Raw genomic sequence first — 20,254 nt, 5'->3', positions numbered from 1 at the left:
TCCCTATGGCCGTGAAAGACCTGATCCGCTACGATCTCCTGGTTCAGGACGCCCTGAAGGGCGTCGTGCGCAAGGTGCTGATCGATACCGCGAAGGACGGTCTCCCAGGTGAACATCATTTCTACATCTCGTTCCGCACCGACTTCCCCGGTGTCCGGTTGTCCAATCGCCTGCGCGAGAAGTACCCGCAGGAGATGACGATCGTTCTCCAGCACCAGTTCTGGGACCTCGGGATCACGGAGCATGCCTTCGAGATCGGCCTGTCCTTCTCGGGCGTGCCGGAGCGCCTGCTGATCCCGTTCGACGCCCTGACAGGGTTCTTCGACCCCTCCGTGCAGTTCGGGCTGAAGTTCGACACGCAGGACGATGAGGACGAGGAGGAGATCGTGGAGGCTCCGCCGGCCCCGGCGCCGGTCCGCACCGGCGATACGGCTCCTGTGGAGCTGAAGCAGCCCCGCAAGTCTTCCGAGAAGAAGGCTGAACCCGACAAGGTGAAGCCCGCCCCCGCCGAGGCCACGGCCGAAGCGGCTCCTCCGCAGAAGACCGAGGCCGGCGAAGGGCAGCCGGGCAGCGCAGAGGTCGTCAGCCTCGACGCCTTCCGCAAGAAGAACTGACCGGACGGCAGGCCTTCGCTCCGCCTGTCCTCACGTCCTTGCGCGGCGCGTCAGCCGCATCGGAAGGCCGCCGCTCGGCCTCAGGGTGATCCTCTGCACGGGCGCGACCTCGTGCCCTTCCACAAGCTCGAACCTGACGGACTGCACGATGGCGGCCAGAACGATCACGGCCTCCTGCAGGGAGAAGCTCGCGCCGATGCAGACCCTTGGCCCGGCGCCGAACGGCAGATAGGCGAAGCGGTCGATGCGGCCGCGGTTCTCAGGGAGAAAGCGCTCGGGCCTGAAGGCGTCCGGCTCCTCCCAGAGCTTCCGGTGCCGGTGCAGAACGTAGGGCGAGATCGCCACCATGGATCCGGCCGGAATGTGCAGATCTCCGATCTGATCGTCCGCGATGGCGGCCCGGCTCATGTAGGGCGCCGGCGGATAGAGGCGGATCGCCTCGTCGATCACGGCCCGCGTATAGACGAGACGCTCCAGGTGCCCCGGCTCGACCGGGCCGTCGTCCAGCACCTCGTCCACCTCCTGCTCGATCCGCGCGCGAGCCCTCTCATCCTGCGACAGCAGGTAGAGCGACCAGGAGAGCGCATTGGCCGTGGTCTCGTGCCCCGCCCCGATGAAGGTGACGATGTTGGCCCTCACCTCGACGTCGGTCAGCCCCTTTCCGGTCTCGGGATCCGCCGCTTCGAGCAGCAGGGTCAGCAGGTCGCGGGGCGCAGGCCGGCCGTTGGCGATCAGCGCCTTTCGGGCATCGATCAGGTCGTGGACCATCTCCTCGAAAAACCGGACGGCAGGCCGGGAGCGGAGGCGCCCGATTCTCGGAATCCATGCCGGGAAACCGAAGATATCGAGCGGATCAACCCGCCCCTGCCCTTCGAAATAGCGCGTGATGGCGCGCCCGAGCGCATCCGGATCGCGCGCGACGCCGGTGGTGAAGATCGTCCGTTCGAGCACGTCGAGGGTGACGCGGGTCATGTCGAGGGCGACGTCCACCACGCGCCCGTCCGGGCGTCTCAGCCAGCGCCTGACGAGACGCTGGGCAGCCTCGGCCATGGGCGGAAAGAAGGTGGCCACGTTGCGCGGGGTGAACAGGGGAGCGATCGTGCGGCGCTGAAGCCGCCACTCTTCCCCCTCGGCCGTCACGAGGCCGCGGCCGAGGCCAGGCGCGAGGATGCGGATCTGGAGGTCGTCCTTGCGGTAGTTCGCGGCATTGTCGACGAGGATGTGCCGGATGATCGCCGGGTCGTTGACAACCGTCAGCCGCCCGAGGGCACCGTCGCCGGCCAGGACCATTTCCTCGAAATGATCCTCCATCCAGGTGGCCAGGGGATTTCGGCGCACCTCTCTCAGGAAGGCGATCATTCCCAGAGGCTCGGTGCGGGGCTTGGGGGCGGGTGGTCGGAAAAGAGGCGCTTCGAGGGTCTCGGTCATGAGATTTTGCAAGGCCTCCATGCTCGTTCGCTGTTGCGAGCGCTCAACTTTGAGATAAGAACACGAAACTCCATCGAAAGAGGTCAGGATGTCGCCCTCAACCCGTATCGAAACAGATACCTTCGGCCCCATCGAAGTCCCCGCCGACAAGCTCTGGGGTGCCCAGACGCAGCGTTCGATCCAGAACTTCCGCATCGGTACGGACCGGATGCCCCTCCCGCTGGTCCACGCGATGGCCATCGTGAAGCAGGCGGCCGCCCTCGTGAACAAGGATCTCGGCAAGCTCGATCCGCGCCTCGCAGACGCCATCGCGAGCGCCGCCGCCGATGTCATCCAGGGCAAGCACGATGACGAGTTTCCGCTGGTGGTCTACCAGACCGGCTCGGGCACCCAGTCCAACATGAACATGAACGAGGTCCTGTCGAACCTCGCCATCGAGCGTCTGGGCGGCGAGCGCGGCAGCAAGAAGCCGGTTCACCCGAACGACCACGTGAACATGGGCCAGTCGTCGAACGACAGCTTCCCGACCGCCATGCACATCGCGGTGGCCCGCGAGGTCAACGACCGCCTGCTGCCGGCCCTGCGGCACCTGCACAAGGCGCTGGACGACAAGGCCAAGGCGTTCAAGGACATCGTCAAGATCGGCCGCACGCACCTCCAGGACGCGACGCCCGTCACCCTCGGCCAGGAGTTTTCCGGCTACGCGATGCAGGTCCAGCTCGGGATCGCCCGCATCGAGGCGACGCTTCCGGGCATCTACGCCCTCGCCCAGGGCGGCACGGCCGTCGGCACCGGCCTGAACGCGCACCCGGAATTCGCGGAGCGCTTCGCCGCCAAGGTCATGGAGCTGACCGCCCTGCCCTTCACCTCGGCCGTCAACAAGTTCGAGGCGCTGGCCTCCCATGACGCGCTGGTCTTCACCCACGGCGCGCTGGCGAGCCTCTCGGCAGGCCTGTTCAAGATCGCCAACGACATCCGCCTGATGGGGTCCGGCCCGCGCTCGGGCCTCGGCGAGATCTCCTTGCCGGAGAACGAGCCCGGATCGTCGATCATGCCCGGCAAGGTCAACCCGACCCAGGCCGAGGCCTTGACGATGCTCTGCGCCCAGGTCGCCGGCAACCAGACGACGGTCACCTTCGCAGGCAGTCAGGGCCATTTCGAGCTCAACGTGTTCAAGCCGGTGATCGCCAACGCGGTGCTGCAGTCGATCCGTCTGCTCGCTGACGGCGCCGTCAGCTTCGCGGATCACTGCGTCGTCGGCATCGAGCCGAACCACGAGCGCATCGGCGACCTCATGCAGCGCTCGCTGATGCTGGTCACGGCGCTTGCTCCGAAGATCGGCTACGACAAGGCGGCCGCCATCGCGAAGTCGGCCCACAAAAACGGCACGACCCTGAAGGAGGAAGCCCTCAAGGCCGGCGTCTCGGAGGAGGACTTCCACGCGGTCGTCCGTCCCGAGACCATGCTGTCTCCGGGCGAGTAAGGCCGGCATCGAGGCCGATGGCCGAGATCATCAACCTGCGCCAGGCGCGCAAGAAGAAGGCGCGGGCCGACAAGGAGGCCCGCGCCGCCGAAAACCGCATCGCCTTCGGACGCACCAGGGCCGAACGCGACAAGACCAAGGCCGAGAAGGAGCTGGCCGAGCGCCGGCTCGAAGGCCACAAGCGCGACGATGAGACGTCCTGAATGAGCGACGGAATCCTCAAGCGCTCAGTCTCCATCGCCGGCCATCGCACCAGCGTGTCGCTGGAAGAACCGTTCTGGGAGGTTCTGCGCGAGATCGCGGACCAGGATGCCCTGTCGGTTCAGGCCCTGATCGGCCGGATCGACGCCGAGCGCGGCGAGCAGAACCTTTCCTCCGCGATCCGGGTCTTTGTCCTGAGAAGACTGCGGGAGGCCCCTAGCCGCCCGGAGAGCCCTGAACGGTCGGCGGAGGCCTGAGCTCGACCGGGGGCGTCAGGGGCGGCATCGTGAGGGGTGACGGCTGCGCATCCGTTGGCGCGTTTTGCTGCTGCGACTGCAGCTTCTCCGCCTCGAGCCGGGCACGCTCGGCCTCCTCGCGCAGCCGGGCCTGCCGCGCGGCCTCCTCGGCCGCGGCCTTCGCCCGCTGGCGCTCCGCTTCCTGCTGGGCCTGGATCTGGCGCTGGCGTTCGGCCGCCGCTTTCTCGAAGGCCTCGATCTTCTCCAGTTCGCGACGGAGCACGATGGCCGCGAGCCCGTTGCGCAGGGGGCCTGCATCGACCTCGCGAACCGGTGCCGCCAGGGACCCGCGCCAGTTCAGGCCGATGGACGGCGGAGCCCCGGTCCATTCCGCCGGCGCGGTGCGGGCGGTGAGCGATCCGCGGGTGTCGAGCGCCAGCGTCTTCAGGTCGTAGCCGACCGCACCCTGCCAGACCGCCGGACCGCTTTCGACCACGAAGGGCGAGAGGCGCAAAGCCCCGCCTACGAGGGCCGCCGTGGTGGTCACGACTTGCGCCGTGAGCGGACCGCGGCCCAGCTCCGCACCGAGGAGCGTCTCAGCCTTGCCTTGGGCCAGCGGATCCTCGTCCGCGAGCGCCCGCTTCAGGGCGCGCTCGAAGGCGGACGGATCGGCGGCCGGGACGCGCAGGTTGGTCAGGCGCCAGTCGCCGGAGCCGCCCAGATTGGCCACCAGGGCCGCCAGGCTCTCGGCTGCCGAGCCGAACCGGAGATTGCCCGAAAGGGTCGCCTCGAAGGGCGTCGGCCCGGTCAGGGCCCATAGCGGCACATCGCGCATCGTCCCGTCGCCGACGATCGTCGCGAGCGAGCCCTGACGGGTGATCGTCGTCGAGCCGGTGAGCCTTCCGGACCCGATTGTCGTGTCGAGGTTCCGGATCGCGATTCCGTCCCCCATCGCCTCCACGGTGAAGCTTGCCCGGCTGCCCTGAAGGCCCCGGCCTAAATCGAGCTTGCTGGCCCGGAAAAGCACCTGCCCGCCCGACACGAGCCGCCCGCTCTGCCCGAAGGACGCAGTAGACCAGATGGAGGTCGCATTGGGGTCCCCCGGCGGGGTGCTCAGGGCAAGGGTGGCTACGAGCCAAGGGAGCGACAGGGTCTCGGTGGAAACCTCGCCGCCGATGTCGGAGCGGGAGCGCACGGCGAGCTTCGCCTGAACGGGATTGCCGGACACCTGACCGGAGACGTCCAGGAGCGTGGCATCGCGGGTGCGCCCGAGGGTGACGCGCCCTTTCACAGGCACGGGAGAGCTGACCCCGGCGCCGTCGCCGAGGAGCTGAAGGAAGGGGGTGATGTCGGCCGTGGTGACGTCGGCCTCGCCGCTGTCGACCACATCGTCGTCGGCACTGAGCGAGAACGGGCGCGTCGTCGTCACCTGCACGCCGCCGATATCGCCCGCGAGGGTGACGTTGAAGAGGCCGGATCCGACCCGGGTTCCGCGCAGCTCGACCCGGGACGGCCGGTTGAGCGAGGCCAGATTGGCGCGGTTGACCCATCGGCCCGTATTGGCCGTCGAGAGGGCGACGTTGAGGTTCTCGGTCCGCCCGTCGACGGAGTTCACCTGCCCCTGGAACGAGCCGCCGGCTGCCGTTCCCCGCGCGGTCGTCTGAAGTCGCAGCTGGGACGTGCCCGGAGCCGGGGCGACCCGCTCGGTCGCGACCTCCAGATCGAGAGCGCCCTCACGCAGGAAGTACGGCACCAGCTTCGAGATGCCGCCGATCCAGACGCTTCCGAGGAGGTCGACCAGCGGCGCGGCGCGCTGGGCCGTGACCTTTCCGGCGATGCGGCCCGATCCATCGGGCGCGATGCGCCCGCTGACCCGTGCATTGGCACCGGCAAGATCGACGATGTCGAGGGACTCCACCAGCAGGGCCGGCCCGTCCGACAGGATGCGGGCGGAGATCCGCCCCGTGCCCGGCCGGTTGCCGGCGCTGACGTTGCGGGCGTCCAGGATGAAGCCCACATCGAGGTTCTGGGTCGCCTCGAAGATGCTGGAGACCTGGGGAAGCTGGTCCAGGTTGAGGTTCTGGATGCCAACCTGAGCCTCGAGCTTCCCGCGGGCATTCTCCTCGGGAGCCGTGTAGCGCAGGTTTCCGGTCATCACGGCGTCGCCCGTCTTCACCCGCAGGCGGCTGAAGGACAGGACCGGGTTCGCGAAAGCGATGTCCGACGAGGCCTCGAAGGGGCGCCCATCGAGCACCTTGAGGAAGGGCGAGCGCAGGTTCAACCGCTCGAGATAGCGGGCGAGCCGGTCGGAGGCGTTCGACGCCAGCGCCACCTTGCCGTTGATGCCGCCCTGGGTGGTGAGGCCGAGCTGCCCCTCCATGGCGACCCGCGTCTCGCCCGGAGCCGTGAACTCGATGCGGTCGAGACGGGCGCGGCCCCGCTCGACCGACAACCTCAACGTGGCATTGGAGAGATCGTCCTGGCCAAGCCCGATGCTGTCGAGCTTGAGATCGAGGTCGATCGGCACCACCACGGGAGGGATCGACCACTGCGCCAGCCGGCTTTTGAAGTCCTGGCCGTTGGACGACAGGATGAAGCTGTCGGCGTCGAGCCGGCGCCCCTCCAGTTTGAGCGATACGCGCGGATCGTCGAGGCCGACCCGGCCCTGGCCCGCCATGCGCAGGCTGGCTCCACCCTCCCCGGCCTCGAGGCTGACCTGAGGCAGCTCCACGGCCCCCCGGACCGTCTTGAACTCCGCATCGACCACGATCGGGATCGGGATCCCGGCCGCCGCGACCTGCGCCGGCGGGCCGAACAGGACCTTGGCCTTGCCGGCGAGAGCAGGCCCCTGGCCGTCGGGGGAGCCTTCCAGGGCGAGCTTGGCGTCCAGGTCGAACCGGGGGTGGATGTCGCCGCCGCCCGAGAGCTTCAGCTGTACGGTCTTGTCCGGGGCCAGTTCGCCGGTGACGAGCCTGAAAGGCACGCCCGCGGTCGTTCCCTCCACCCGCCAGGGGCCGATGAGCTTCTGCCCCTCGATATGGACGTTCTCGGCGAAGGCCTGGTCGGTCCGGCCCGTGCTCGGCTTCTGGGTGGTGACGAGGAGCTGGCCGATCAGCAGGCTGTCGATGCCCCATTCTCGGCTACGGCCACCGCCGGAGACGAGGTCGCTCGGCAGACGCCAGGTCCCGTCCCCGCCGACCGGGACCCTGATGTCGGCGCGGCCGATGCGGGTCTCCGTGACCCGGACATTGCCCTGGAGCAGCGGCATCAGGGCGACCTCGGCCACGACCAGGTCGGCCGCGAGGCTCGGCGAATCCGCGGTCTTGCCGCCCAGGCGCAGGCGCTCGAAGCGGACCTTGGGCGACGGGAGCAGGCGGACGCTGATGTCGCCCTCGGTGCGGGCTTCCGTTCCTGACGCGCGCGAGATCATCTCATCGATGGTGTCCCGATGGGCCTCCCAATCGATGAAGGGCGGCGCCGCGACGGCAACCGCCAGGATGAGGATCACGATGGAGGCGATGATCGTCAGGATATCGCGCAAAGGGCCGCCTTTTCGTCGTTTCGTCCCAGGTTCTTTAACTCAGGCTCCGAGGAAGCGGGAGCGCCACGACATGTTATCCCCTTGTCATAGCGCGATGATTTTCCCCGGATTCATGATGTTGTGAGGGTCGATGGCCCGTTTCAAGACTCGCATGAGGTCGAGAGCGGCCGGTCCATGCTCGATCTCGAGGTATTTCATCTTCTTCTGCCCGACCCCGTGCTCGCCCGTGCAGGTGCCCTCCATGGCGAGCGCCCGCCGGACCAGCCGGTCGATGAAGGCCTCGCAGGCGGCGATCTCCGCCGGGTCGTCCATGTTCACGAGCGGCTGCACGTGGAAATTGCCGTCGCCCACATGGCCCACGATGGGAGCGATGAGGCCGCACTCGACGATGTCCTGCTTCGTCGCATCGACGCATTCGGCCAGCCGCGAGATCGGCACGCACACGTCGGTGGCGACGGACTGGGCGCCCGGCCTGAGGCCCTTGGCGGCCCAATAGGAATCGTGCCGGGCCTGCCAGAGCCTAGAGCGCTCCTCGGGCTTGGTGGCCCATTCGAAGGGGCCGCCGCCGAACTCGGCCGCGATCTCGCCGAACCGCTCCGCCTGCTCCTGCACGCCCGACTCCGTGCCGTGGAATTCCAGAAGCAGCAGCGGGCTCTCCGGCAGGGTGAGCTTGGAATGGGCGTTCACGGCCCTCACCTGCACCTCGTCCAGAAGCTCGATCCGGGCCATGGGAATGCCGGACTGGATCGTCATGATCACGGCGTCGCAGGCCGCCTTGACGCTCGGGAACGGGCAGATTCCGGCCGAGATTGCCTCCGGGATGCCCTGGAGCTTGAGGGTGATCTCGGTGATGATGCCGAGCGTGCCCTCCGAGCCGATCAGGAGACGGGTCAGGTCGTAGCCGGCCGAGCTCTTCTTGGCGCGGCTCGCGGTCTTCACGATCTCTCCGTTGGGAAGCACGACCGTGAGGGACAGGACCACATCCTTCATCGTGCCGTAGCGGACCGCATTGGTGCCGGACGCCCGCGTCGCCACCATGCCGCCGATGGAGGCATCCGCGCCGGGATCGATCGGGAAGAACAGGCCCTTGTCGCGCAGGTGCTCGTTCAGCTCCTTGCGGGTCACGCCGGGCTCGACCACGCAGTCGAGATCCTCCTCGTGGACGGCGATGATCCGCTTCATCAGGCTCACGTCGACGGTCACGCCTCCGAAGGGTGCGTTGATATGCCCCTCGAGCGACGTGCCCGTGCCGTACGGGATGATGGGGACTTCGCGCGCGGCGCACAGCTTGACGATGTCGGACACCTCCTCGGCGGTGCGCGGATAGACCACCACGTCCGGCGGCTGGTTCTTGGCCCAGGTGAGCGAATGCCCGTGCTGCTCGCGCACGGAGGCGGACACGACGACGCGGTCCGCGTAGCGGTGGCGAAGCTCCTCCGTCAGGGTGGCGATGTCGGTCTCGGACGGCGCGGCGCGAAGGGGGGCTTGGGGCATGTTCATGGACGCTTCAGATCAATTTGGTGAACCTTGAGCCCCTTCCTAGCAAAACGATTGCAAAGGCGACACTGCGCATGACAAACTTGGTCGAAGGTTATGGATTACCATTCGAACTGTGCTAACGTTTCTTCCTCGGGGAAGAAGAGGTGATCTTTTGACGCCAATGAAGGTCGAGCGCTGATTATGGAGAAGCGTGTCCCAGTCTTCTTCTTTGCCCCCTTCGTCTCGTCGACGATGCGGGTGTCGCCGGCCTGGATCGATTACAACGGCCATATGAACATGGCCTATTACCACGTGCTGTTCGACCGCGCGGTCGAAGAGGGCTTCGGCCTCGTCGGGCTGGGACAGGACTACCTGGAGGAGCGCAAGGCCTCCTTCTTCGCGGCCGAGATCCACACCCTCTACAAGCGTGAATTGAAGGCCCGGGACGAGGTTCGCGTGACCCTTCAGCTCGTCGACTATGACGAGAAGCGCATCCACTACTATCTCGAAATCCGCCACGCGGTCGAAGGATGGGTCGCGGCCACCATGGAGGGCCTGTCCCTTCACATGGACATGAAAACCCGCAAGGTCTCGCCATTCCCGGACGACATCGCGGCCAATCTCGCAGTGATGAAGGCGGCCCACGCCCGGCTCGCACGTCCCCAGACCCTCGGGCGCGTCATCGGCATCCCGACGAGGCGCGACCTGTTGGAGCCGGCGCTCGCCGGCGGTACGCGGCACTGAACGGCGGCAAACCTCAGCAGGCTTTGCCGACCGTCATGGCGGCGCGGAATTCCGGGTCCTCGTCGATATAGGCCGCTTCCGGCCCCGCTCCGACAGCGTCGAAGAAGCGGCTGACGAAGCACCGGAACGAGGCGCAGAGGGCGATGTCGCAAATCCCCCGGTCCGTGAATCCGACCGATCTCAGCCGGTCGATGTCCGCCTGGGACACCTGGGACGCGTCCCTTGCGATCGTCTCCGCATAGGCCAGCATTTCGACCTCCTTGCGGGACAGCCCGGCATTCCGGAAATCGCGGTGGACGGCCATGACGGCGTCCTTCGATCCCAGATCGGCGATCAGCTGCTTGCCGTACACGTAGGAGCAATAGGTCGAGGGGACATGCTTGGCGGCGATGAGCGTGATGAGCCGCCACTCCCGCAGGCCCAAGGAAAAGCCGGTGCGGATCCTGTCGGAGAAGTCCGTGTAGATCGGCAGCAGATCGGGCCGGGCCGTGAAGGCCTTGGCGGTCGCCATCACGAAGCCGAGCTGGGCCTTCTGCTTCTCGTAGATGTCCGCAACCGCACCGGTGGCTTCGTCTTCGCCGATCGTCCGCAGGAACATCCAACCCTCCAGCCAAGCATCCCATCCCCGACCTTAGCAGAAAGTGCGCCAATCGGCACTTGGCCGCTGATGGATCGGCTTTGCGGCGACGACTAGCAGCCGACCGAGCCCGGAGGACAGGTTCCGATCCGGGCCGGCGGACGCGGATTGGACATATTGTACCGGCGATCGATGTCCTGGCGGATCTGGTTGCGGTCGATCTGGTTCTGCTCGTCCCGCCGCAGCTGTCGTCCCTCCTGCAGGATCGACCGGTTGATCCGGTCGGACTGACGCTCCGCCGGGCTCTTGCGGGGCAACGTCTGAGCCGCCGCCGGAAGCGCCACTCCCAGGAATACCGCCGCCAGCACCACGATACGCATCTCTCGACCCTTTCGAATGCACACAGGAACATATGGATGGGGACGCCGATCCATACAACGGAGTTCCGCCCTGCGGCAGGATCGCCCTCATTTCCGGCCTCGACGCCGTTCGCCTTTTGATCCATGGTCGCGCCGATGAATCAGCCTGACACCCGCCCCGATCCCCAGGACGACCTCGCCCATCAGCCGAGCTCCGGCTCCTTGAGTGCCCGTGCCCGCGCGGCGGTCGCGCCCCAGTCTCCGTACCTCTCCGGTCTCAACCCTGAGCAGAGGGCGGCCGTCGAGGCGACGGAGGGGCCGGTCCTCGTGCTCGCCGGCGCGGGCACGGGCAAGACCCGCGTGCTCACGACCCGCATCGCCCACCTGATCGCGACCCAAAAAGCCTATCCGTCCCAGATCCTGGCTGTGACCTTCACCAACAAGGCGGCCCGGGAAATGCGCGAACGCGTGGCCGCCGTGATCGGCGAGATGGCCGAGGGCATGCAGTGGCTCGGCACCTTCCACTCCATCGGCACCAAGATCCTGCGCCGACATGCGGAGCTGGTGGGGTTGCGCTCCGACTTCACGATCCTGGGAACCGACGACCAGCTGCGGCTGATGAAGCAGGTGATCGAGGCCGAGGGCATCGACGAGAAGCGCTGGCCGGCCCGGCAGCTCGCGTCCCTCATCGACGGCTGGAAGAACCGCGGCCTGGGTCCCAACCAGATTCCGGCCGGCGAAGCGGGCGCCTTCGCCAACGGCAAGGGCGGCAAGCTCTACACGGCCTATCAGGACCGGCTGAAGACCCTGAACGCAGTCGATTTCGGCGACCTCCTGCTCGAATGCCTGCGCCTCTGGCGCGAGCATCCGGACGTTCTGGAGCAGTACCAGAACAGGTTCCGCTACATGCTGGTGGACGAGTACCAGGACACCAACGTCGCCCAGTACCTCTGGCTGCGGCTCCTCGCGCAGGCGCGCAAGAACCTGTGCTGCGTCGGCGACGACGACCAGTCGATCTACGGCTGGCGCGGCGCCGAGGTCGACAACATCCTGCGCTTCGAGCACGACTTCCCGGGCGCGACCGTGATTCGCCTCGAGCGCAACTACCGCTCGACCGGCCACATCCTGTCCGCCGCTTCGGTGCTCATCGCCAAGAACCAGGGCCGCCTCGGCAAGACCCTGCGCACCGAGGACGAGCCCGGCGAGAAGGTGACGATCACCGGCGCCTGGGACTCCGAGGACGAAGCGCGGCTGATCGGCGAGGAAATCGAGGCGTTTCACGCCAAGAAGCATCCGCTGTCCGAGATCGCCATTCTCGTGCGCATCTCGGCCCAGATGCGCGAGATCGAAGACCGGCTCGTGCAGCTCGGCGTGCCCTACCGCGTCATCGGCGGCCCGCGCTTCTACGAGCGAGCCGAGATCCGCGATGCGCTGGCTTATCTTCGCGTCGTCAACCAGCCGGCCGACGACCTCGCCTTCGAGCGCATCGTCAACGTGCCGAAGCGGGGCCTGGGCGACGCGACGATCCAGGTGCTGCACAACCATGCCCGCGCGGCCCGCGTGCCGCTCGTGGAGGCCGCGCGCTTCATCATCGAGACGGACGAGCTGAAGCCGAAGCCGCGTGCCACCCTGCGCGATCTCCTCACGTCCTTCGGACGCTGGGCGAAGCTCTCGGAGACCATGAGCCAGTCCGAAGTCGCCCAGGTCGTGCTGGAGGAATCCGGCTACACGGACATGTGGCAGAAGGACAAATCCGCCGACGCGGCAGGACGGCTCGAAAACCTCAAGGAGCTCGTGCGCTCCATGGAGGAGTTCCCTGACCTGCAGAGCTTCCTGGAGCACGTCTCCCTGGTGATGGAGGCCAACGAATCCGACACCACCGAGCGTGTGAGCCTGATGACGCTCCACGCCGCCAAGGGCCTGGAATTCGACACCGTCTTCCTGCCCGGATGGGAGGAAGGCCTGTTCCCGAACCAGCGGGCGCTGGACGAGAGCGGACGCGCCGGCCTCGAGGAGGAGCGCCGCCTCGCCCATGTGGGCCTGACCCGCGCGCGGCGGCGGGCGAAGATCTATTTCGCGTCCAACCGGCGCATCCATGGCCTGTGGAACTCGACCATCCCGAGCCGCTTCGTCGACGACCTGCCGGAGAACGACGTGGAGATCGTCGAGGCGCCTGCGAACTTCTCCTATGGCGGATACGGCGGCGGCTCGCGCTTCGACCGCATGACCCCGTTCAGCGGCTCCTCCTATCAGACCCCCGGCTGGCAGCGCGCCCAGGCGCACCGGGCCAGCACGGACGACGGCGGCTATTCCGCCCGCCGCTCCGGCGACCGGCGCGGCCCTCTCATGATCGAAGGGGAGCTGGTGGCGAAGTCCACTGGCGCCGCCTCGAGCTTCAAGGCCGGCGGACGCGTGCTCCACTCGAAGTTCGGCCCCGGCACGATCGAGGCCGTGGACGGCAACAAGCTCACGGTCGAGTTCGACAAGGCCGGCCGCAAGATGGTGCTCGACAGCTTCGTCGAGACGCTGAGCTAGGGCGCGCCAGCCGGCGCGCCCTGCCGCGTGCGATCGTCACGATGCGGACGGCGGCACCGGCTTCGGCGGCGTGCCGTAGGTGCGCGGGTCGACCGGGTTGAGCAGGCCCTCGTCTTCCGTGTAGGCCGGCGGGTGCTCCACATAGGTGAACTGGCCCTTGCCGTCCGGCGCCTGCCCCTTGGCCCAGCGGCCCTGCGCGCTCTCGGTCCCCTCGGAATGGTTGAGGAACTGGTATGAGACCTCCGTCCGCTCCAGGTCCTGCGGGAAGTTCGATGGCACCGGGGTCGTCTCGAGACCATCCTCCTCGAGTTCCTGGATCGCCGCGAGCCACTGGTTCTGGTGCATGGTGTCGCGCGCGAGCAGGAACGACAGCATGTCCTTCACACCCCTGTCGTCCGTCATGTTGTAGAGACGCGCTACCTGTAGGCGGCCCTGCGACTCAGCCGTCACGTTGAAGCGGAAATCGGCCAGGAGGTTGCCACTCGAAATGGTGTAGGCGGACGTCCACGGATTTCCCATGCTGTCGGACGGACGCGCACCGAGGCCGCCGACGATCAGATGCTGCGGGTTCATGCCGGCGACGAGCACATCCTCGATGCGGGATCCGCCCATGACGGCGCCGACGAGCGAGTTCCTGGCCGCATCCTCCTGCGCCTCCACCGGGGAGGTCTCCAGGAGACGGGCGATCATGGTGGCCAGCATCTCGACGTGACCGATTTCCTCGGTGCCGATGTCGAGCAGCATGTCCCGGTACTTCTGCGGACCGCGGCTGTTCCAGCCCTGGAACAGGTAGGTCATCATCACGCTGATCTCGCCCCACTGCCCGCCGAGGGGCTCCTGCAGCATCTTGGCGAAGATCGGATCCGGCTTATCGGGCTTGGCATTATAGGCCATGTGCCGCTGACGGAAGAACATCGGCGTCTCCTCTCGTATGAGATGTAAAGGACTTGTCCGCCCTGCAGGGGTCCTCTCTCCAACAAGAGCGACTCGCGGTTGTTCCCGAATTTCCCTGGATACGCCGTAGTTTAGAGCCCTTCTGATCTGCGCCTGCGGCCCTCTAGCCACCCGCCCGCAACTGTGGAACCATTCGGCGCGTTTTTCGGCAACCGACGAGGCCTCGATGTTCCCCCTGTCCCACATGCTCCGATCCTTCGTGCGGACCGGCACGCTCAAAGTCATCGATGCTGATGGCGGGGTGCATGTCTTCGCGGGTGCGCCCGGCCCGCAAGTCACAATGCGGCTGACGGATCGCTCACTCTACCACAAGCTCTTCCTCAATCCGGAGCTTCATGCGGGCGAGGCCTACATGGACGGTCGCCTGAGCTTCGAGGACGGCTCGACGCTCCGGGACTTCCTGACCCTGTTCTCGACGAACCGCTCGTCGCTTGCCAACTACCCGCTGCAGAACGTGCTGAAGCGCATCTCGCGCACGGTGAAGCGCTTCCAGCAGGCGAACCCCGTCGGCCAGGCGCAGAAGAACGTGGCGCACCACTACGATCTCGGCAACGACTTCTACAAGCTCTTCCTGGATAAGGGGATGCAGTATTCCTGCGCCTACTTCCAGAGCGACGACGACACGCTGGAGGAAGCGCAGCAGAACAAGCTTCGCCTCATCGCCTCGAAGCTCCAGCTCAAGCCGGGCCTGAAGATCCTCGACATCGGCAGCGGCTGGGGCGACCTCGCGCTCTATCTCGCGGCCATGGAGGATGTGGACGTCACCGGCGTCACGCTCTCCAAGGAGCAGCACGAGCTCTCGAACGAAAAGGCGCGCCGCGCAGGCCTCTCCCATCGCGTCCGCTTCGAGCTGCGCGACTATCGTCACGTGGAGAGCCGCTTCGACCGCATCGTCTCGGTCGGCATGTTCGAGCATGTGGGCGTGCACCATTACGGCGAGTTCTTCGCCAAGATCAACGCGCTGCTCGACGACGACGGCCTGATGGTGCTGCACTCCATCGGCAAGATGAGTCCGCCCGGCACGGCAAGCCCCTGGCTGCGCAAGTACATCTTCCCGGGCGCCTATTCGCCGGCTCTCTCGGAGGTGTTTCCGGTAGTCGAGCAGGCGCAGCTCTGGGTCACGGATCTCGAGTTCCTGCGCCTGCATTACGCGAAGACGCTGAACCACTGGCACCGGCGTTTCGAGGCGAACCGCGACAAGATCAAGGCCATGTACGACGAGCGCTTCTGCCGGATGTTCGAGTTCTACCTGATCAGCGCGGAATCGATGTTCCTCACCGGCAGCCAGCTCGTGTTCCACATGCAGCTCGCGCGACGGCGCGACGCCGCGCCGATCGTGCGCGACTACATCACCGACACCCAGCGCGCCTACAGGGCCAAGGAAGCGGAGCGGCTCCAGGTGCTCAAGGGAGCCGCGGAACTGATGCCTGCATCGTGAGAGCTCTGCATATCACTCCCACCCCATCCTGATGAGAGCGTAGGCGGCGTCTCGGAGACCTCATCCTGAGGAGCCGCGACAGCGGCGTCTCGAAGGATGGTTCATTGCACGCTGGAGACGCCTCGTCCTTCGAGACGGATTTCTTGCGCAATCCTCCTCAGGATGAGGCTGTGGGAATGTCTCGCTCCTCAGCATGAGGGCTGTGATGGCGGCACCGCCGTACAGTGAGTCACGCACGCTACGAAGCTAGGTCACGGTCTCGTAATCCTTGTTCTTCAGGCCATCGTGGGAGTGACGGGTCGGCAGCGTGCCTTCGGGCTGTGTCTTGAAGAACGAGTCCGCCTTGGCGCCCATCGGTCCCTTGGAGATCGTGATGCCGCCGTCGACCGCGTAGAGCGCGCCGGTCACGAAGCTCGCCTCGTCGGACGCGAGGAAGCAGAAGACGTTGGCGACCTCCTCCGGCGTGCCGCGCCGACCCATCGGCGTCGCCTGAGTGATCATGCTGGCGAGTTCAGAATCCATTGGGCCCGTGGACTTGTGCGTCCAGGCCGTATCGATCGGTCCGGGGCATACGCAATTGGCGCGCACGCCATAGGCCGCCTGCTCGCCCGCGACGCCGCGGATGAAAGAGTGGATGAAGGCCTTGGTGCCGCCGTACATGGCGTTCTTCGGATGGCCGATCATGCCGGCCTCCGAGCCTGTGGCGACGATGTTGCCGTGAGTCTTCTGGAGGTAAGGCAGCGCGAACTTCGTCATCAGGAAGACGGAGCGCACATTGGCCCGAAGGGTCTCGTCGAACTTGTCGATAGGATAGTCCTGCGTCTCGCCGACGGCGAGGAAGACGCCCGCGTTGTTGATCAGCACGTCGATGCGCCCATAGACGCTCGCGCAGGCCTCGACGGCCGCTTCAGCGTGCCGCTCCTCGGCGATGTCGCCGAGGTAGACCTCCGCGAAACCGCCCGCGCCGTTGATGAGCCGCGCCACGTCCTCGACGGGATCGTCGGGCAGGCCCACCAGCATGAGGCGGGCGCCCTCCTTGGCGAACTTGAGCGCGATGGCTTCGCCGATGCCGGTTCCGGCTCCGGTGACGATGGCGACTTTGTCGAAGAGACGGCCAGGCATGCAATTTCCCCATCATGATGACGGCAGGCGGGCAGCGCCTGCGGTTCGGATCGGACGAGGGCACAACGGGACCTCTTCAGGAGGGTTCCAGGCAGGGGGCGTCAAACAATGCGTGATCTTGCCCGCGAGCGGTGGTAAGCGGAGGCCATGCTTGAAGGACTGCACCCAAACCGCCCGACCCACGTCTTCCGGATCACGACCGACGAGCGCTCCGCTCGCGCCATGACCGAGCTGATCGGCGAGATCTTCGACCCGGCCGAGACAGCCGTGGCCGCCTTCGAGACGGAGGAGGACGGGCCGTGGCTCCTCGAGGCTTACTTCGCCATGGAGCCCAACGAGGCGGCGATTCGCGACCTCCTGCGGCCGGTCGTGGGCGAGGAGGCCGACAAGGGCGTGTTCGTGCCGCTCGAGCAGCAGGATTGGGTGAAGGCGTCCCTGGAGGGCTTGAACCCGGTCCGCGCCGGGCGCGTCTTGGTGCACGGCTCCCACGACCGCGAGCAGCGGCGGCCGAACGACGTCGCCATCGAGATCGAAGCGGCCCTCGCCTTCGGCACGGGCCACCACGGCACGACGAGGGGCTGCCTGCTCGCCTTCGTGGACGAGCTGAAGCTGCGCCAGCCGCGCCATGTGCTCGATGTGGGAACGGGAACGGGAATCCTGGCCTTCGCGGCCGCGAAGATCCTCAGGCAGCCGGTGGTCGCCGGCGACATCGATCCGGAAGCGGTGCGCGTCGCGCGCGAGAATGCGCGACTGAACGGAATCGCGTCCTGGATGAAGCTCTATGTGGGTCCGGGCGTCCGCAATGCGATGGCCGACAGGCCGGGGCATTTCGACCTGGTCTTCGCCAACATCCTGGCAAAGCCCCTGCGGATCCTGGCGCCGTCTCTCGCGCGGGTGGCGAGCCGCGACGGAACGCTGATCCTGTCAGGCCTGCTGGTGAAGGACGTCGCGGGCGTCCTCTCGGCCTATGCGGCCCAAGGATGGCATCTGCAGCGCCGCTACGACCTGGAAGGCTGGGTGGCGCTGGTGCTCAAGCGGGGCGGCGCGCATCCGCGGCCCCGCTCAACGGACAGGCATTAGTCCATCAGAACGCGCGGATAGCGCTTGGCGAGCTCGCGACGCAGCTCGATGGTCTCGAGATAGATGTCGCGGATGGCCTTCATGACGGTGACGATGATCATTGGTCTTCTCTCGGGTTAGATCTTGAAAGGAAGCTGTTCGTCCTGAGCCAGAAACTCGGGCGCGTGGCTCTGCCGGCGGCACAGGTCGTTCACGAGACTCTCGTGACGGCGCAGCTGAGCCTCGGCGCTCTTCATCCGCGCCTCCATCACCGCGCTCATGAAGCGCTTAGTGAGGCCGGGAAGGCTCGAAGCCGGGCGCTCGGCGGCAGCCGGGGCGGTGTTGGCGGTCGGTGCGAAATAGGCAGTAGCCATGGGTACATCTCCAACGAGTTGGCGTGATGTCCCTTCAGCGTTCCTCGTTTTATCGTTACCAATAAGGTAAGTCGCCCTGACCTATTTTTGGAGTGGGTATTTTGTCATGCGAGCTATGCTCGTATTGCAGCGCACAAGGCCTGAGCGTTAACTTTTAGGCAGGCAGCGCATAGATGCTATGCAGATTGTAGCTTGGCCATGCATCTCCGGTGACGGCAGGACGGTTGCAGCTTGGGCGCGGCAGGCCTAGCGTGTCGCGCCTCAAGGATCCCACCACCGGTTTATGGCATGGCCCGCTTTCAGACCTTCGACGACTCCACCTCCCCGTCCCAAGGCCCCGACCGCATCGCGAAGCTGCGCGCCGAGCTGGCGCGCCGCGGCTACGAGGGCTTCATCGTTCCCCGCGCCGACGAGCACCAGGGCGAGTACGTGCCGAAGAGCGCGGAGCGCCTCGCCTGGCTGACGGGCTTCACCGGATCGGCCGGCACGGCGGTCATCCTGCAGAGGGAGGCAGCTCTCGTGGTCGACGGACGCTACACGGTCCAGGCCGCCGAGCAGGTCGACACGTCCGTGATCACGCCCGTTCAGATGGCCGAGACCTCCGCCGAGGACTGGATCGCGACGCACCTGCCCGCCGGCACCACGCTGGCTTATGACCCATGGCTCCACACCAGCGACGGCCTGAAGCGGCTGGAGCAGGCCGTGACCCGCGCCGGCGGCAGCCTCGCCCCGGTCGACATCAATCTCGTCGACGTGATCTGGGTTGACCGCCCCGCCCTGCCGCAGGCGCCGGTGCGGCCGCATCCGGGCCAGTATGCGGGCGAGGATGCTCCGTCGAAGTTGGAGCGCATCCGCAAGAAGATGACCGAGGCCAAGGTCGACGCGCTCGTGATCTCGGACCCGCACAACCTCGCCTGGTCGTTCAACCTCCGCGGCGGCGACGTGGGCCATACGCCCCTGCCGCTAGGTTACGCGATCATCCCCTGCGAGGGTCCGGCCCGCCTATTCTTCGACCCGGCTAAGATCACCAACGAGGCCGGCGACGCGGTCGGCGACCTCGCGGAGTTCGTGCCGATCAGCGGCTTCCAGGCCGCCCTCGAGGAACTCGGGGAAAGCGGCCGCAAGGTCCGGATCGATTCCGCCACGGGCTCCGTCGCCCTGATCCGGCGCATCGAGGGCGCGGGCGGCAAGGTCGATGTGGGGGCCGATCCGATCTCCCTCATGAAGGCGGTCAAGAACAAAGCCGAGATCGCCGGCTCACGGACCGCCCATCACCGGGACGGCATCGCGGTCGCCCGCTTCCTCACCTGGCTCGACCGGGAGGCTCCGAAAGGCAAGCTCACCGAGATCGACGCTGTCGAGGCGCTGGAGGCTTTCCGCATCGAGACCGGGGCGCTCAAGAACATCTCGTTCCCGAGCATCTCGGGCGCCGGCCCCAACGCCGCCCTGCCCCATTACCGGGTGACGAGCTCCAGCAACCGGCCGATCGAGATCAACCAGATCTTCCTGATCGATTCCGGCGCGCAATACGAGGACGGCACCACCGACATCACCCGCACCGTCGTGGTGGGCGAGCCCACGCCTGAGATGAAGGACCGCTTCACCCGGGTGCTCCAGGGCCACATCGCCATCGCCCGCGCGGTGTTCCCGAAGGGCACGACCGGCGCGCAGATCGACAGCTTCGCCCGCAAGCCCCTGTGGGAGGCGGGCCTCGACTTCGATCACGGCACGGGACACGGGATCGGCAGCTATCTGTCGGTGCACGAGGGGCCGCAGCGCATCGCCAAGACCGGCACGACGCCGCTCGAGATCGGCATGATGCTGTCCAACGAGCCCGGCTACTACAAGCCGGGCGCCTACGGCATTCGCATCGAGAACCTGATCCTGGTGGAGGGCCGCACGATCCCGGGCGGCGACCGGGAGATGCTCGGCTTCGAGACCCTCACCTTCTCGCCCATCGACCTGCGTCTCGTCGAGCCGTCGATCATGACGGCAGACGAGATCGCCTGGCTCGACGATTACCACGCGAAGGTGCGGGAGAGGCTCGCGGCCGAGCTCGCCCCCGAGACGCGGGCCTGGCTGGAGCAGGCGACGCGGCCGATCGGTTAAA

Annotated in this window: 17 protein-coding genes; 9 read left to right on the top strand and 8 right to left on the bottom strand. The window is 66.7% G+C overall.

The annotated features are described in order from the left end of the window. The first annotated feature begins 5 nt into the window (after positions 1–5). Complete coding sequence (locus tag DES45_RS05205) at positions 6–614, top strand: SspB family protein (protein WP_114768943.1); 609 nt, start codon at positions 6–8, stop codon at positions 612–614. A gap of 30 nt (positions 615–644) precedes the next feature. On the opposite strand, the gene DES45_RS05200 is transcribed toward DES45_RS05205, so the two are convergent. Then, positions 645–2,042, bottom strand: coding sequence for a cytochrome P450 (locus tag DES45_RS05200; RefSeq protein WP_114768942.1), 1,398 nt, complete (start codon positions 2,040–2,042; stop codon positions 645–647). Between the two features lie 88 nt (positions 2,043–2,130). On the opposite strand from DES45_RS05200, the gene fumC reads away from it, so the two are divergent. The 3 genes from fumC to DES45_RS05185 are packed head-to-tail and all read left to right on the top strand — an operon-like array spanning position 2,131 to position 3,983. Next, the gene (gene fumC / locus DES45_RS05195) at positions 2,131–3,525 is read left to right on the top strand and encodes a class II fumarate hydratase (protein WP_114768941.1); all 1,395 of its coding nucleotides are present in this window, start codon (positions 2,131–2,133) and stop codon (positions 3,523–3,525) included. Positions 3,526–3,542: 17 nt separating this feature from the next. Further along, on the top strand, positions 3,543–3,728 hold the full coding sequence (locus DES45_RS05190; protein WP_114768940.1) for a DUF4169 family protein: 186 nt from the start codon (positions 3,543–3,545) through the stop codon (positions 3,726–3,728). Further along, positions 3,729–3,983: a ribbon-helix-helix domain-containing protein gene (locus DES45_RS05185; protein ID WP_114768939.1), complete on the top strand. Its 255-nt coding sequence runs from the start codon at positions 3,729–3,731 to the stop codon at positions 3,981–3,983. Here DES45_RS05185 and DES45_RS05180 read toward each other — a convergent pair. Both DES45_RS05180 and DES45_RS05175 read right to left on the bottom strand, forming a co-directional pair. Beyond that, positions 3,943–7,503, bottom strand: a complete 3,561-nt coding sequence (locus tag DES45_RS05180) for an AsmA family protein (RefSeq protein WP_114768938.1) — start codon at positions 7,501–7,503, stop codon at positions 3,943–3,945. The genes DES45_RS05185 and DES45_RS05180 overlap by 41 nt on opposite strands. 84 nt (positions 7,504–7,587) lie before the next feature. Then, the gene (locus DES45_RS05175; protein ID WP_114768937.1) at positions 7,588–9,003 is read right to left on the bottom strand and encodes an FAD-binding oxidoreductase; all 1,416 of its coding nucleotides are present in this window, start codon (positions 9,001–9,003) and stop codon (positions 7,588–7,590) included. 180 nt (positions 9,004–9,183) lie between these two features. On the opposite strand from DES45_RS05175, the gene DES45_RS05170 reads away from it, so the two are divergent. Next, positions 9,184–9,726 (top strand): thioesterase family protein, encoded by a 543-nt coding sequence (locus DES45_RS05170; protein ID WP_114768936.1) that lies wholly within the window; start codon positions 9,184–9,186, stop codon positions 9,724–9,726. Positions 9,727–9,739: 13 nt separating this feature from the next. Here DES45_RS05170 and DES45_RS05165 read toward each other — a convergent pair whose 3' ends face one another. Together DES45_RS05165 and DES45_RS05160 are read right to left on the bottom strand one after the other, a co-directional pair. Then, entirely contained in the window at positions 9,740–10,324 is a 585-nt protein-coding gene (locus tag DES45_RS05165) for a carboxymuconolactone decarboxylase family protein (protein ID WP_114768935.1), read from the bottom strand. A gap of 92 nt (positions 10,325–10,416) precedes the next feature. Further along, on the bottom strand, positions 10,417–10,683 hold the full coding sequence (locus DES45_RS05160) for a hypothetical protein (RefSeq protein WP_114768934.1): 267 nt from the start codon (positions 10,681–10,683) through the stop codon (positions 10,417–10,419). A 135-nt stretch (positions 10,684–10,818) separates the two neighbouring features. Here DES45_RS05160 and DES45_RS05155 point away from each other — a divergent pair, with 135 nt between their 5' ends. Then, positions 10,819–13,197, top strand: a complete 2,379-nt coding sequence (locus tag DES45_RS05155; protein WP_173950575.1) for an ATP-dependent helicase — start codon at positions 10,819–10,821, stop codon at positions 13,195–13,197. A gap of 36 nt (positions 13,198–13,233) precedes the next feature. On the opposite strand, the gene DES45_RS05150 is transcribed toward DES45_RS05155, so the two are convergent. Further along, complete coding sequence (locus DES45_RS05150) at positions 13,234–14,112, bottom strand: manganese catalase (RefSeq protein WP_114768933.1); 879 nt, start codon at positions 14,110–14,112, stop codon at positions 13,234–13,236. Positions 14,113–14,317: 205 nt separating this feature from the next. On the opposite strand from DES45_RS05150, the gene DES45_RS05145 reads away from it, so the two are divergent. Further along, positions 14,318–15,589 (top strand): SAM-dependent methyltransferase, encoded by a 1,272-nt coding sequence (locus DES45_RS05145; protein ID WP_114768932.1) that lies wholly within the window; start codon positions 14,318–14,320, stop codon positions 15,587–15,589. A gap of 246 nt (positions 15,590–15,835) precedes the next feature. Here the strand turns inward: DES45_RS05145 and DES45_RS05140 are convergent, their stop codons facing one another. Next, on the bottom strand, positions 15,836–16,711 hold the full coding sequence (locus DES45_RS05140; RefSeq protein ID WP_114768931.1) for an SDR family NAD(P)-dependent oxidoreductase: 876 nt from the start codon (positions 16,709–16,711) through the stop codon (positions 15,836–15,838). Between the two features lie 147 nt (positions 16,712–16,858). Between DES45_RS05140 and DES45_RS05135 the strand changes: the two genes are divergently transcribed. Next, a complete protein-coding gene (locus DES45_RS05135) occupies positions 16,859–17,791 on the top strand; it encodes a 50S ribosomal protein L11 methyltransferase (protein WP_114768930.1) in 933 nt (310 codons plus the stop codon). A 116-nt stretch (positions 17,792–17,907) separates the two neighbouring features. Here the strand turns inward: DES45_RS05135 and DES45_RS05130 are convergent, their stop codons facing one another. Then, positions 17,908–18,144: a hypothetical protein gene (locus tag DES45_RS05130; RefSeq protein WP_114768929.1), complete on the bottom strand. Its 237-nt coding sequence runs from the start codon at positions 18,142–18,144 to the stop codon at positions 17,908–17,910. Positions 18,145–18,432: 288 nt separating this feature from the next. Between DES45_RS05130 and DES45_RS05125 the strand changes: the two genes are divergently transcribed. Continuing rightward, a complete protein-coding gene (locus DES45_RS05125; protein ID WP_114768928.1) occupies positions 18,433–20,253 on the top strand; it encodes an aminopeptidase P family protein in 1,821 nt (606 codons plus the stop codon). Position 20,254: the final 1 nt, after the last annotated feature.

The sequence above is a fragment of the Microvirga subterranea genome (genome assembly GCF_003350535.1).
GTDB lineage: Bacteria > Pseudomonadota > Alphaproteobacteria > Rhizobiales > Beijerinckiaceae > Microvirga > Microvirga subterranea.
The sequence above is the reverse complement of the archived record's forward strand: the minus strand, read 5'-3'. Positions and strand labels throughout refer to the sequence as shown.